Origin of the sequence: Micromonospora echinofusca (genome assembly GCF_017614955.1) — a bacterium.
In the GTDB taxonomy this organism is placed as follows: Bacteria; Actinomycetota; Actinomycetes; order Mycobacteriales; family Micromonosporaceae; genus Micromonospora; species Micromonospora echinofusca_A.
Window position 1 is genome coordinate 25,283 of the sequence record NZ_WVUH01000015.1, and the last position, 13,631, is coordinate 38,913.

Annotated in this window: 12 protein-coding genes; all 12 read right to left on the reverse strand. The window is 72.7% G+C overall.

Going from position 1 to position 13,631, the window contains the following annotated elements; translation table 11 throughout:
• Positions 1-16: 16 nt before the first annotated feature.
• Entirely contained in the window at positions 17-742 is a 726-nt protein-coding gene (locus GSF22_RS03810; RefSeq protein WP_208811318.1) for a CDP-alcohol phosphatidyltransferase family protein, read from the reverse strand.
• Positions 717-1,784, reverse strand: a complete 1,068-nt coding sequence (locus GSF22_RS03815) for an iron-containing alcohol dehydrogenase family protein (RefSeq protein ID WP_208811319.1) — start codon at positions 1,782-1,784, stop codon at positions 717-719. Before GSF22_RS03815 ends, GSF22_RS03810 begins: the two co-directional genes overlap by 26 nt.
• Positions 1,772-2,503, reverse strand: a complete 732-nt coding sequence (locus GSF22_RS03820; protein WP_208811320.1) for a sugar phosphate nucleotidyltransferase — start codon at positions 2,501-2,503, stop codon at positions 1,772-1,774. The genes GSF22_RS03815 and GSF22_RS03820 overlap by 13 nt, the downstream gene beginning before the upstream one ends.
• A 115-nt stretch (positions 2,504-2,618) precedes the next feature.
• Positions 2,619-3,395: a hypothetical protein gene (locus tag GSF22_RS03825; protein ID WP_208811321.1), complete on the reverse strand. Its 777-nt coding sequence runs from the start codon at positions 3,393-3,395 to the stop codon at positions 2,619-2,621.
• Positions 3,392-3,841 carry an NUDIX hydrolase gene (locus tag GSF22_RS03830; protein WP_208811322.1) on the reverse strand — a complete coding sequence of 150 codons (450 nt, stop codon included), beginning with the start codon at positions 3,839-3,841 and terminating at the stop codon, positions 3,392-3,394. Before GSF22_RS03830 ends, GSF22_RS03825 begins: the two co-directional genes overlap by 4 nt.
• A 207-nt stretch (positions 3,842-4,048) precedes the next feature.
• A complete protein-coding gene (locus GSF22_RS03835) occupies positions 4,049-6,193 on the reverse strand; it encodes a delta-60 repeat domain-containing protein (protein WP_208811323.1) in 2,145 nt (714 codons plus the stop codon).
• A gap of 316 nt (positions 6,194-6,509) precedes the next feature.
• Positions 6,510-7,541, reverse strand: coding sequence for a glycoside hydrolase family 26 protein (locus GSF22_RS03840; RefSeq protein ID WP_307803703.1), 1,032 nt, complete (start codon positions 7,539-7,541; stop codon positions 6,510-6,512).
• Between the two features lie 67 nt (positions 7,542-7,608).
• A complete protein-coding gene (locus GSF22_RS03845) occupies positions 7,609-9,186 on the reverse strand; it encodes a lipopolysaccharide biosynthesis protein (RefSeq protein WP_307803704.1) in 1,578 nt (525 codons plus the stop codon).
• On the reverse strand, positions 9,174-10,034 hold the full coding sequence (locus GSF22_RS03850) for a sulfotransferase (RefSeq protein WP_208811324.1): 861 nt from the start codon (positions 10,032-10,034) through the stop codon (positions 9,174-9,176). Before GSF22_RS03850 ends, GSF22_RS03845 begins: the two co-directional genes overlap by 13 nt.
• Entirely contained in the window at positions 10,031-11,260 is a 1,230-nt protein-coding gene (locus GSF22_RS03855) for a hypothetical protein (protein WP_208811325.1), read from the reverse strand. Before GSF22_RS03855 ends, GSF22_RS03850 begins: the two co-directional genes overlap by 4 nt.
• Positions 11,260-12,765: an O-antigen ligase family protein gene (locus GSF22_RS03860; protein ID WP_208811326.1), complete on the reverse strand. Its 1,506-nt coding sequence runs from the start codon at positions 12,763-12,765 to the stop codon at positions 11,260-11,262. Before GSF22_RS03860 ends, GSF22_RS03855 begins: the two co-directional genes overlap by 1 nt.
• On the reverse strand, positions 12,762-13,631 hold an 870-nt coding region (locus GSF22_RS03865), incomplete at its 5' end, for a DUF3048 domain-containing protein (RefSeq protein ID WP_208811327.1). The genes GSF22_RS03860 and GSF22_RS03865, both read right to left, overlap by 4 nt.

Below are 13,631 nucleotides of genomic sequence, written 5' to 3' on the forward strand. Positions count from 1 at the left end.
GTTCGGAGCGCTTCGGCTAGCGCAGCGAGGCGCGGGCCGAGAAGGCGATGCTGGCCAGCAGGAAGCCGCCGTTCACCACGGTGAACGCCACCACCACCCAGAACGTCAGCGCCGGGGCGAACATCAGCACCAGCCCGGCCACGAAGATCACCGCGCCGTAGTCCCGGATCAGCTTGGCCAGGCGTACCGGCAGGGAGGTCGAGGTGACCATGCTGGCCGCGTTCGGCCCGGCCTGCATCACCGACGTCACCAGGTTGACCATCCAGGTACCGGCGAACGCCGCCACCAGCCAGACCGGCGTCGACGGGCGCTGCGCCACGGTCACCGTGCCGAGCGCGGTCACCAGCGCGATCTGCGCCGCCACGTCACAGAGCACGTCGACCCGGGCGCCCGCCGGGCTGCCCTGCCCGGCCACCCGGGCGAGCTGACCGTCCGCGCAGTCCAGGGCGTACGCCACCTGCCAGCCGACCAGCGCGACCAGCCCGACCAGCCAGGCCGGTACCGTCCCGGCGGCCACCCGGTCGGCGAGGGCCACCACGGTCGCCGAGGCGGTCAGCCCGAGCACCAGGTTGGCGATGGTCAGCGCGGTGGGCCGCAGCCCCAGCCGGTGCGCACCGGCGGCGAAGACCGCCCCGAGCCACTGGCTCAGGGACTCGCTGAACAGCCCCCCGCCCCGGTTCGTACGGTGGAAGTCGGCGACGGTGGGTCGGGACAGCTCAGTCGAGGTGGTCGCGGAGTGCACCGGCGTAGTCTGCCAGTCGCGTCCGGACCTCGGAAGCCGACAGGGCGAGGTGTTCGAGGATGGTGTACCGGTCCGGCCGGGTCTGCGGGGCGAACTCCACCGCCTCGACGAACTGGTCGTCACTCAGCCCCAGCTCAGCGGGGGTGGTGGCGAGCCCGTGCCGGTGCAGGCAGCGGGCCAGCTGACCGAAGCGTTCCAGATCCCCGCGCAGCCAGGTGCAGAACAGCGCGCCCAGCCCGGCCTGCTCGCCGTGCGACCCGGTACCCGGGAAGAGGTGGTCGATGGCGTGCGAGATCTCGTGGTCGCCGCCGCTCGCCGGGCGCGACGAGCCGCAGACCGCCATCGAGATGCCACCCAGGATCAGCGCCTCGGCCAGCGTGGTGAGAAAACCGTCGTCAGTGATCTTGCCGGGGTGGTTGACCAGCGCCTCCGCCCCGGTCCGGGCCAGCGTGACGGCCAGCCCGTCGATCGGCTCCCCGCGTACCCGGTGGCCCAACTCCCAGTCGGCCACCGAGTTGAGGTTGCTGACCGCGTCGCCGATCCCGGCCTGGGTCTGCCGGTCCGGCCCGTTCTCCACGAAGTCCAGGTCGACCACCACGGCGATCGGGATGTGCACCCCGTAGGAGCCCTTGCGCCCGTCGTGGGTCAGCGACGCCACCGGCGAGGCGATGCCGTCGTTGGCCAGGCTGGTCGCCACGGTCACCATCGGGATGCCGTACCGGGTGGCCGCGTACTTCGCGGTGTCGATGGTCCGGCCGCCGCCGATGCCGACCACCGCGTCGTACGACCGGGTGTGCAGCCGGGTACCCAGGTCGAGCGCGGCGTCCACCGAGCCGCCGGCGACCGTGAACACGTCCGCCGAGCCGAGCGTCGGCCGGATCAGCTCGACGATCTTCTCGCCCTGACCCGGCCCGACCACCACCGCCACGTCACCGCCGGCCGAGATCCGCCGGTCGGCCAGCAGCGGCCCGAGGTCCGCCACCGCACCCCGCCGCACCTCGATGGCGAGCGGGGTCATGACGGTACGGGCTAGTAGTGACACGCGATCTCCCGGGCCCGGGCCAGGTCGTCGTGGTTGTCGACCTCGACCCACGGGATGTCGCCGATCGACGCGGCCCGGACCTCCCCGCCCCGGTCGGCGAACTCCTGGTAGCCGTCCTCGTAGTAGAGGTTCGGGTCGCGCCGCCAGGTGGCCTCCAGCGCGTCGGCCAGCCCGTCCGCCACGTGCGGCTCGATCAGGGTGGCACCGATGTACTCCCCGTACGCCTCGGCCGGGTCCATCAGCTTGGTGATCCGGGTGAGCTGGCCGTCCGCGTCGAAGACGGTCTTCATCTCCTCGTCGGCCAGCTTCTTCACGGTGTCCACGGCGAGCAGGATGCCCGGCCCGCGCTGCGCCAGGAGGGTCCGTTCCACGCTGACCGGGTGCACGGTGTCCCCGTTGACCAGCAGCACACCCCGGGCGAAGTGCTCCCGGGCCAACCAGAGGGAGTACGCGTTGTTCCACTCCTCGGCCTTGTCGTTGTGCACCAGGGTCAGCCGTACCCCGTACCGCTGCTCCAGAGCCGCCTGCCGGGTCACCACCGCGTCGGCGGCGTACCCGACGACCACGACCACCTCGGTCAGCCCGACGGCGGCCAGGTTGCGCAGCGAGATGTCCAGGATCGTGGTCTCCCCGTCCACCGGCACGAGCGCCTTGGGCAGGGTGTCGGTGTACGGGCGCAGCCGGCGCCCCGCCCCGGCGGCAAGCACCATACCGATCATTCCGACATCCTCCCTCGCGGTCACCGCTACCGCAGGGAGGATAGCGAGCCGCACCCGGTGGACCGTCCGGCGGGCAGCGCCACAGAATCCGCCGGCATGGTCGGTGCCGGACGGATCACCCGGCGGGCAGCGCCGCCAGATCCGCCAGCATGGTCAGCCGCTCCTCCGAGGTGAGTACCGCGTACGGCCCGGCCGCCCGCCGGTCGGTCTCCAACTCGATGGCCAGCCGCTCCGGCCCGGCCGGCAGGTCCACGATGCTCCGGGCGGTGTGCCCGGCCGCCGTCCACGCCGCAGCGTGCGCGTCGGCCCGGTGGTAACGCAGCACGGTGAGCCGGTTCAGCAGCAGCACGCCCAACGGGGTGCCGTCCGGCTCGTACGGCGGGGCCATGGTCACGAATCCGGCGGCCAGCACCGGATCGTCCTCCTCGGCGGCACTGGCCAGGGCGGCGGCGAGGAGGCGGCCGAGCGTCTCCACCAGCCGTCCGACCCGCTCGGGGTGCTCCACCCACAGTTCCCGGGTCACCCGGGCGTGCAACTGGTACAGGTCGGCCAGGAACGCCGATCCACGCTCGGTGGCGAGGAAACCACCGTCGTCCCGGCGGTGGATCATGCCGTGCGCGACCTGCTTGTCCAGCGCACGCTGGCAGAGCGAGGTGTCCCGGTACCGGGTGACGGCGGCGAAACCGGGGCCGCTGACCGTACCGCCGGGCGCGGCCAGCCGGGTCCGGAAGTCGACCAGGAAGCCGGTGGCGGCCGGCCCGCCGTAGCGCTGGCTGAGCTCCGCTCCACCCTTTTCCCGGACGGCGGCCAGGGACCCGACGACGATCCGGTCGGCAGCCGGCGCGACGAGCCCCGCGAACCGGTGGGGTGGAAGCTCCACCTCCTCGCTCACCGACCGGTGGCACGCAGGGCGGCGAAGCCGGCCTCGGCGATCCGGCGGATCATCCCGTCGTTCACGTCCCGGTGTTCGTCGAGGACCGTCACGTCCTCCTCGGCCAGCCAGCGGAACTCGGTGTGCTTGCCCGCCTCCAGCCGGGGTCGGTCCAGGTCACCGTCCACCCGGACCAGGAAATCGGTCTCGACCCGGGGCAGCCCGTCGTCGCCGGTCCACCGGTACTCGCCGACCACACCGAGCACCTGCGACACCGTCCAGCCGGTCTCCTCGGTGACCTCCCGCCGGAGCGTCTCCTCGATCGCCTCACCCGGCCAGGCGTGCCCACCCACCACGTCCCAGGTGTTCGGGAAGAGTCGGCGGTCAGCGGATCGGCGCTGGAAGAAGATCCGGCCCTCGTCGTCGACGATCAGGGCCCCGGCGCAGCGGAGAGGCTCGGTGGACACGTCACGACAGTAGCGACCGCCGACCGTCAGCGGGAGGTGCCGGGTCCCCGTCCCGCCGGTGACGGAACCCCAGCCGGAGGCCCCCGGGCCCGTCGGCGGTGGGACCCGGCCGGGTTTCACCCCGGCACGCCAGCCGGGTCGTGGCGCAACGGCACCGGGGCCGGCCCCCTCGGGAGGGACCGGCCCCGGTGTGGTGGTGCGTGCCGGTTACGGGCCGACGAAGAGGGCCCGGGCCCGCCAGTCGACGCCGTCCACGGCGGGACCGCTGCGCACGGTCGGGGTACCCGACGGGGCCAGGTTGGTCCAGCCCATGGCCGACAGGTTGCCGGTGCTGCGGGCCACCGTGTAGAGGGTGTTCCCGACGGCGAAGATGCCGGAGATGTCGTTGAACCCGGTGGCCCCGGCGACGGTGAACTTGTCCGCGCCGACGGTGCCGCTGTCCGGGTTGAACCAGCGCCAGTACAGCCCGGTCTGCCCGGAGAGCGTGTAGTACAGCCGGCCGGCGGTGTAGAACATGCCGGTCACGTCGGGGATCTCGGCGTAGAAGTTGACCGTCATCCCGGCGTACGTCTGGCCGTCCGGACCCGAGTCGGTCACCACGTTGTCCCAGTACGCGTCGTGGTACGGGTCGACGACGGTGGCCGGGCCGAACGTGGTGCCGTTGAAGCTGCGGCGGTACAGCGTGGAGCCCATGCCGTAGAAGAGCGTGCCACCGACCCAGAACGCACCCTTGGTGTTGGCCCACAGGGTGGCGTCCGAGTTGGCCAGGGCGGTCTGCGCGCCGACCGTGGTCGCCCCGTCGTAGGAGCGGACCAGCACCCGGTGCGGCTCGGGTACCGGGCCGGGCCGGGTCGCGCCTTCGAGCGGCGGGCGGCTGCCGTCAGCCGGCTTGATGTGCACCCGGCCCATCTTCACCGGGTACTTCGACGGCTGGAGTCCACCGACCTGGTAGACCTTGCCGGGCAGGCCGGCGGTGGTGGTGGCGTGCGGCGCCCGGCCACCGGCCAGCGGGAAGAACGCGATGCGCTCCCGCCGGTACTGGAAGTTGCCGATCCACGACTGGTCGTTGCCGATCCAGATGCCCTGCGGGGTGACCAGCATCTCGGCGACGCCGTAGCCGCGCGGGTGCCGGCCCGGGTTCCAGGCCAGCGGCAGCCCGTTGAGCGGGTCGAGCGCGGCGAGGCTGGGCCGGCCGACCGCACCCGGCTGGGCCTTGTCCTTGCCGAGGCTGTTGTTGACCCAGCGCAGGTGCCCACCGACGTAGACGGCCTGCTCGGTGATGCCCACCGAGAGGAACGTGTCCCCGCCGGAGTAGGCGACCCAGGTCGGCGGGACGTCGGCGCCGGTCACGTTGGCCTCGAACCGGGCGGCGGCGTCGCAGAGCGTGTCCACGAAACCGGCACCGGTGGTGACCACCACGAAGTAGCTGCTGTCCGGGGAGAAGGTCACGTCCCGGACGTACGAGTCGAACGCCTTGTACGCGCAGCGCGGCGTGTACCGGCTGGTGTTCCAGTCGGCGATGGTGGCCGAGGTCTCGCCCAGTTCGAGCTTGACGATCTGGTCGTGCAGTACCCCGTCGGCCTTCTTGAAGTTGCCGATGACGACGAGCTGCCGCCCGTCCGGGGCCAGCGCCAGCTTCTCGACCCCGACGCCGGCCTGCGCGCCGCTGACCCCGTCCCAGTTGTGGTTCTCGGTCAGGTTGGTGGTCAGGTAGCTGTCCAGCGCGCCGGTGCTGGCGTTGAGCGAGGCGAGCCCGCCGCGCGGGTTGGCGTTGCCGGCGGTGGTGAAGATGCCACCCACCAGCAGCCGGTTGCCGTAGAGCGCGACGTCCATCACGAGGCCGTTGAAGGCCGGCCCGGCGAAGCCGGCGGTCAGGCTGCCGTCGGCGAGGTTGAGCAGCGCCAGCTTGCGCCGGGTGACCCCGTTGACGGTGTTGAAGTTCCCCGCGATGTAGACGGTCCCGGCGGTCGGGCCGGCGACGACCGCGCGGACCTCACCGTCGACGGCCGGCGCGAACGCGGTGTCCACCGTGCCGGTCGCCTTGTCGAAGGCGAGCACGTAGGGGCGCGGGATGCTGACGTCGGAGTTCCGGTTCTCCACCTTGCTGAACGAACCGGCGGCGATCACCTTCGAGCCGGCGTCGTGGATGGCGAAGACCGTACCGTCGGTGATGTCCGGGGTGTTGTTGCCCGGCACGGTCGAGACCAGCGTGCCGTGCGCGGGTGCGGTGGCCACCCACGCGGCGGGTGGCAGTGCGGCCGGCGCGGGGGCGGCGCTGGTCAGGCCCGCCACGGTGACGGCGGCGACCAGGGCCGCGAGGGATCGGCGGGTTACCGCCGGGAGATGGGCCACGGGCAACTCCGGGTGAACGTCTGGGAGGGGGCGCGGACGGTTCCCCTGCGGATCGGGCGACGCGCAGGCGGTGGGGCTGGTCGGGACGGGTACCGCGCGCGGACAGGAGCGTCAGCACACATTGACGCACTCGGCGCGCCGCGTCTACCCCGGGGTCATCGTAATGCCCGAGAAACCGACGGAGGGAACGCCGGGCGGCGGTCGTCCCCCCACGAACGGCTGACCGGGCACCAGGAGCGACCGGCAGGGCCCCCAGCAGGGCCCCCGGTCGTCGTCTGGGCCCGCCGTGGGCCGGCCAGCTCTTGCGAAACGCGACCTAGTTGGGCTGCACCGCCTCCGGCGGTGGCACCGCGAAGTACGGGTCGGTGGCGAACTCCCGGTACGCCGCGAGCCCTTCGGGGTCGTCGTCGAACGTGCTGTCGTACTTCGGCTTCTCGTTCTTCTGCGCGAAGTAGACCACCGCCTTGATCTGGGGGTGCCGCTTGACGTACTCGTGGGCCTCGCGCAGCCAGCCGCCCCGCTGGCCGGGCTTCCCGGCGGTGGTCACCCCGAACTCGCCGATCAGCACGGGTCGGGGGTGTTTGCTGGCGAACGCCATGAAGGCGTCCATCTGCGGGGCGAAGCCGTCGAAGTCCGGACCCGGGTAGACGTCCGTGCAGAGCCAGTCGACCTGGTCGTCGCCCGGGTAGTACGCGGCGGCGTTCCGGCCGGGCTCGACGAACCCGAGCACGTGCGGGCACCAGACGAACCCGGCGTTGGTGGTGCCGACCTCGACGAAGATGGCCCGGATGTGCTTCCAGGCCGCCACGTAGTCCTCCGGCGAACGGACGCTGGCGGCCAGGTTCGGCCGGTCCATCTCCCAGCGCCAACGCAGCAGGATCGGTACGTTGAGCTGCTTGATCTCCTCGGCCCGGCGCCGGATGAGCTGGTCGTACACGCCGCTGGTGATGGAGCGGGTGTCGGTGCCGGACCAGGAGACCAGGGGCAGCATCCCGGCTTCCAGGTAGGCCCGCTCGGTCGGGCTGGGGAAGTTCTTGGCCCAGTCGTGGAACATGTGACCCACCGCGACCTTCCCGCCGGTCTGCTCACCGAAGGCGGTCAGCGCGGCGACCCGGCTGGCCGGGTTCTCCGGCCCGTCGGGGCGGACCCACGCGCCGAGCCAGGCACCCTTGTCCGGGATGTCCGGACCCCAGCCGGTGGTGGCCAGGCCGCCGGCCGGCCGGGGGGTGACCGCCGGAGCGGCGGTGGTCGGCGGAACGAACGACGGTGGTGCCGGGTCACCCTGGCAGGCCGTCAGGGTGAGGGTCGATCCCAGCAGGACCGCCATCACACCGCGGACTCGGTTCACTCTTTCCGCACCTCCCCGTGCCGATACCGCCGGTGGGCCGGCGATTGACGTCCAGTGTGGAATACCGTCAACGCCTCCGGCCACGCCGCAGCGTGCGCAGAGCGTCGAGTTGCAAAGCCCGACGGAACCGCCAGACCAGTGCCGCGTACCCGAGGGTGCCGACCAGGGCGACCGCCGCCAGCACCGGCAGCCCGTCGCCGAACACCGGGCGGGCCAGCAGCGGCGGCAGCCCGTAGCAGACCACCGCCAGCCCGGCAGCGGTGAGCGTGCCCCGGCCGAACGGATGCAGCCGGTACGCCCAGAAGAGCTGGGCCAGCGGCACCAGGTTGCTGATCAGGATCGACGCGGACCAGGCGACCGCCGCGCCCATGATCCCGTACGGCGGGATGAGCAGCAGGTTCAGTACCAGGTTGACCAGGGTGCCGACCAGCGCGTTGTAGAAGGTCCAGGCGGTCCGGCCGGCCATGTTCAGCACCGTGTCGACCATGCCGCAGCCGGTGGCGACCAACATGGTCAGGGCCAGGTAGACGGTGACCGACCGGCCGGCGAGGTACTCGGCGCCGAAGATGGCCAGCACCGGCTCGGCGAAGGTGGCGAAGAGCAGGTAGGTCGGCCAGGCCAGCAGGACCAGCCAACCGGTCGCGGCCTGGTACAGCCGCCCCGCCCCGGCCCGGTCGTCCCGGACCAGGTGCTCGGCCAGGCGGTGCTGCACGGCGGTGGAGAGGGCCTGCCCGGAGAGCTGCCCGAGGGCCAGGAAGCGGGTGGCGGCGGTGTAGGTCGCCGCGTCCGCCAGGCCGCGCATCGTACCGAGCAGCACGATGTCCATCCGCTGCACGGCCATCTGCCCGAGGCTGGTCAGGGCGCGGGGACCGGTGTACCGCCAGTACACCCCGAACTCCTCCCGGAACCCGACCCGCCGGTCGGTCCCGGTCGGCCCGGCGGTGGCGGGCGTGCCGGTCGGCCCGGCGGCGGCGCGTTCCGCCCGCCGGACCAGCCGGGCCAGCCAGATCAGCGCGATCAGCCCGGCGGGAAGGTACGGCGCCGCCCAGGTCAGCGGCAGCGCGGTGGCGGCGGAGAGCCCGAGCAGCGCGGCCAGGCTCACCCCCAGCAGTTGCAGGCCGGTCCGCCCCACCCGCTCGATCAGCAGCAGCGGACGCATCCGGCCGAAGCCCCGGCAGGCGGCCAACGCGAAGTCGCAGAGCGCGGCGACCGGTACGAAGAGCAGCACGGCCCGCAGCGCCGGTACCGCCCCGTCGACCGGCTCGGCGGAGGTCAACGCGACCAGCTCCGGGGCGGCCCACCAGCCGACCGCCGCGAGCACCGTCCCCACCAGCAGCACCGGAACCAGCGCGACCAGCACCGACGCGCGGATCCGCTGCGGCTGACCCAGGGTGCGGTACCGGCTGATGAAGTAGACCGAGCCGACGCCGGTACCGAGCCGGGCCGCCGCGTACAGGATCATGAACGCGCTGGTGGTGGTGAAGAAGAGGCCGGCGTCGACCTTCGACCAGTTCCGGGTGACCACCACGTTCAACCCGAACCCGGCGATCGCGGCGACCGCCACCCCGAGCAGGTTGGTCACCCCGTGCCGGGCCGCGCCACCCAGCCCGGCGTCCGCCGGCCGGGGCGGTGCTAGCGACGCCACGACGGTACGCGTCCCCACCAGGCGGTCAGCCGCTCGTCGTACGGGACGAAGTGCTCCTCCAGCCGGGCCCGCAGCGCCGGGTCCATCGGCGACCGGGACCGTGCGTTGTGCTTGCCGAACGAGATGTCCGCCCAGTGCGGCAGGCCGAGGAAGTCGCAGACCGCGTCGAAGGCCGGCCTCGGCTCGGCGAAGAAGTCGTCGGCGTCGATGACGTGCAGCCGGTCCCGCCCGAAGATCCCCTCCAGGCGCTCCAACTGCTCGACGTACTGGCCCCGGCTCAGGTACGCGTTGTGCTGGTAGTGGTGCGAGTGGTACGTCGGATCGGCGATCAGCTTCTCCCGCTCCCCGGCGATCCGGGACTGTTCCAGCTCCAGGGCCCGCTCGAACGGCTCCGACTCGAAACCGCGCGCCGACTCGTGGGTGTGCGCGGAGTAGGCCCGCTCCACCGGATCACGCAGCAGCACCAGCAGCCGCACCTGCGGCAGGTCCCGGGCGATCCGTTCGCCGGCCAGCGGGTGGAACATGTAGTACGGGCTCGACTCGCCGGTCACCGCGCGTACCCCGATCCGCTCCCGGACCGCCTCCGCCCGCTTCACCGTCGGGAAGTGCCCGAGGTACCAGTTCATCCCCTGGTCGTAGCCGGTGTCGAAGTAGTGCACACCCTTGTGGTACGTCGCCGGCAGCACCCCCGGATGCTGGGAGAGCGTCTTGAACAGGGAGGTCGTGCCGCACCGCTGGGCGCCCACGATGAGGAAGTCGGGGGCCAGGCGCGAACCGGCCGTCCACCGGCCCACCGTGCGGCTCACCGAGCGGACCGCCCGCCGGGCCTGCGCCTTCACCAGGGTCACTTCGCCACTCCTCCCTCACCGGCCCGGTTGGCCAGGTGATCTTCCACCGCCGGCAGCAGCCAGGCGGCCACGTGCCCCAGCCGGGCGCCCGCCTCGGCCTGCCGGTCGTGCAGGTACCGGGCGGCCAGCTCGACCAGGTAGAGCACCGCCACCAGGTCGGCCGTACCGGCCGGCTGGCCGAACGGGGCCAGCGTGCCGGCCGCCCCGGCCAGCAGCTCCCGGGCCGCCGCCACCGGCTCCGTCCCGGACCGGGTCACCGCCGTCTGCAACCGTCGGTGCAGGGCGTCGTACCCGGCCGGAACCCCGGTGTCGAAGCGTTCCCAGTCCCACACCAGCACCCGCCCGTCGGCCAGGACCGCGCTGTTGCCGCCGTTCCAGTCACCGTGCCACGACCCGAAGGCCAGCACCGGGTCGACCCGGGTCACCCCGGCCAGGACCGACTGCAACCGCCCGGTCTCCGCCCGGTCACCCAGCTCGGCCACCGTACCGGCCAGCCGCCCGGCGTAACCGCTGGCAGCGTACGGCTCCCGGGTGGTACCCAGACAGTCGCTCACCGCGACCATCGCGGCCTGCTCGCCCTCGGCGGCGGCGGTCGGGGCGGCCCGGGGCAGACCCACCGGCAGGGCACTCTGCACCAGCAGCGCGTGCCCACCCCACGAACCGTGGTGCAGCACCTCGGCGACGGTGACCCCGGGAATCCCGACCGTGCCGAGCCGGCGCAGCGCGGACGCCTCCGCGTCGACCAGCTTGCGGGTGAGCGGGTCCACGCCCAGCTTGGCGTAGCCGAGGGGCTCACCACGCCGGCCGAGCAACTGCACCACCGGCTTGCGGTTGGCCCGCGCCGGGCTGACGTGGATGCTCAGCAGGGCCGGCCGGCCCAGCACGTCGGCCAGGTGGGCGTCGAGCGTGCCGGCGGTGGGTGCGACGACCAGCCGGTCCCGGAACGCGAGCGGACCCAGGCCGGTACGGAACGCAACGGCCAGCAACTGCCGCTTGAGCCGGGCCGTCAGTCCGACCGCCTCGGTGGCGTGCCGGACCGCGCTGGCAGCGGCCCGGCGGGAACCGGTCGGCACCAGCAGCCGGGGGCGGGCCGCCGAGGGGACCACGACCCAGCCGGCGCCGCCGCGCCGCAGCGTCGCGTCGGCCGGTGGCGGCCAGACCTGGGTGGCCAACTCGGGGAGGTACGCCGAGCGCGCGTCACCGCCGACCGGCGGCCGGACAACCATCAGTGCTTCCCCCGTTCGAGGCGGGCCCGCAGCTCGGCGCCCTCGGTCCGGGCCGCGCGGGCGGCGAGTGCCTCCCGGCGGGCCGCCCGGACGTGGACGTCGTTGCGGGTGAGGAGGGCCACGCTGATCAACCCGTACGCCAGGGTGGTGTTCAGCGAGCCGTAGAGGAACTGGAAGAAGAGCATCAGGATCAGCACGAGGCTACCGGCGATGCCGATCGGGGTGTGGTCGTGCCGGAACCGCCACAGGCACCAGAGAAAGAAGCCGCTGTAGCAAACGGCGCCCACGTAGCCCTGCCCGGTGAGCAGGTTCCACAGCTGACCGTTGCTGCCGAGTTCCCGGTTGCCGCACTGTTTGCAGTCGGCCGACTTGCCCACCGCGATGGACCGGTTGCTGCCGATCAGCGCCCGGTTCGCGCCGTACCCGAGCACCGGGGAGTGGTTCGCCGCGTTCACCGCGCCGTTGGACAGGGTGGCCCGGATGTCGTCGCTGTGGCCGTTGGCCATCCGCTCGTTGAGCAGGTTGCCGAGTGGGGAGGCGAGGATGAGCACCCCGCCGAGCGCGGTGGCCAGCGCCAGCCCGGCCAGGACCGCTATCCGGCCGCGCAGTGCGAGCCGGACCGCCACGTACACCGCCGCGATCACCAGGCCGATCCAGAGTCCCCGGTTCAGCGAGTACACGATCGGGAAGACCGCCGCGACCACCAGCGCGTACCCGGTGAACCGCCGGAACCCGCCGCCGAGCACCACCCAGCCCACGATGAACCAGATGAGCAGGATGGCCATGTTCTCGCCCCAGGTGTTCGTGTACTCGAACGGGGCGGCCGGCCGGGGCGAACTCGCCTCCCCTGCCAGCACCTCCTGGACCTGGGCCACCTCGACGTGCATCAGCCGGCTGACGAAGGGTTCCTTCGCGATGGCGGACGGCAGGACGTAGTTCAGTGGGGCGATGAACTTGAGCTGGGGGAAGAGCGCACCGACGTACCCGCCGACGATGGTGACGACGGCCATGAACCCGAAGAGCCGGACCAGCCGGTGCCGGGGCAGCTCCCGCTCGCTCAGGTTGATGACGTAGAGCATCGTCACGGTCAGCGCGGTGTAGTTCATCACCCGGATGGCCCAGCCGATGTACCGGCCGGACCCGGACGGCGGCAGGGTGTCCGGGGCGGTCAGGTCCAGCATCAGCCCGGACAGCACCACCCAGACCAGCAGGATCAGCCAGATGCCGAATCCGGGCGGGACACGGACGGTGCCCTTGCGGTACAGCTGGAACGCCATCGGGACGGCCAGGATGGCGAAGATGAAGGAGGGCAGGCCCAGCGCCCACCACACCGGGTAGAGCACGAAGAGTGCGGTGACCGGCCAGGCCGGTGGCAGCCGCAGCGACCAGCGACCGAGCCGGGCTGCCCGCCCGCCGGCCGGTCCGCCGCTGGTGGGGATGCCACTGGTCGGGAGGCCGGCCGGCCCCGGCTCCCCGGCGGAGCGGCTCGGGGCGAGGGTGCTCATGCCACGGTGACCTTGGCCGTGGCCGGTGCGTAGACGACCCAGGCGGTGCCGGGTCGCGGACGGATCGGGACACCGGCGAGGTCGGTGACGTGGCAGACGGCCTTCTGCCCCGGCTTGCGCCACTTCGCCTTGGCGGTGGACGGCCCGGAGACCACCAGCGCGGCCCCGTCACCGAAGACCTGTGCGCCCGGCAGTGACCGGGGGCTGGGCTTGCGCACGGTCAACGTGCGGTACGGCATGGTCAGGACGACCACCGAGGCGGCGGAGACGGTGACCCGCCCCACCCGGCCCTGCCAGGTCCCACTGGCCGGGTCGTACCGCCAGGTCTGGGTGGGATGCCCGGGGGCGGCGACGGTCAGCGTGCCGGCGGTGGTGACGTCCTGCGAGGCCAGCGGCGTACCGGTCTCGGCGTGCTGGAAGAGGGCGGTCGGGGCGGTACTGCCCGACGGGGCGGCGGCCAGCAGCGCCGCCGTGGAGGTGTAACCGGCGGAGAAGGCCGCCTTCCGGCTGGTCGGGGTCACCCCGGTCAGACCGGAGTCCTCGAACTGGCTGAGGAAACCGGTCGGCCCGCCGGTGTACCCGACGACCGGTTGGAGGACACCGACGCTGCGGATGTCGACCGGCCGGATCTCGGTGACCGGGCCGATCCGGGTGACGTCCCGGGACTGGAAGATCGCGGTCAGGTGCAGGCTGCCCGCTTCGGCGAACTCCTGGTAGACCAGGTCCGCCGCGTCGAGACCGGCCGGCGTGGTGGTCGACGTGACCCGGATCGGTGCGGCGACCGCCGGCCGGGCGGCCACCTCCGCCTTGGTGACCGGCAGGCCGGAGAGGGGAGCGAGCGGCAGTTGCGGGGTGGGGCTGGGTTT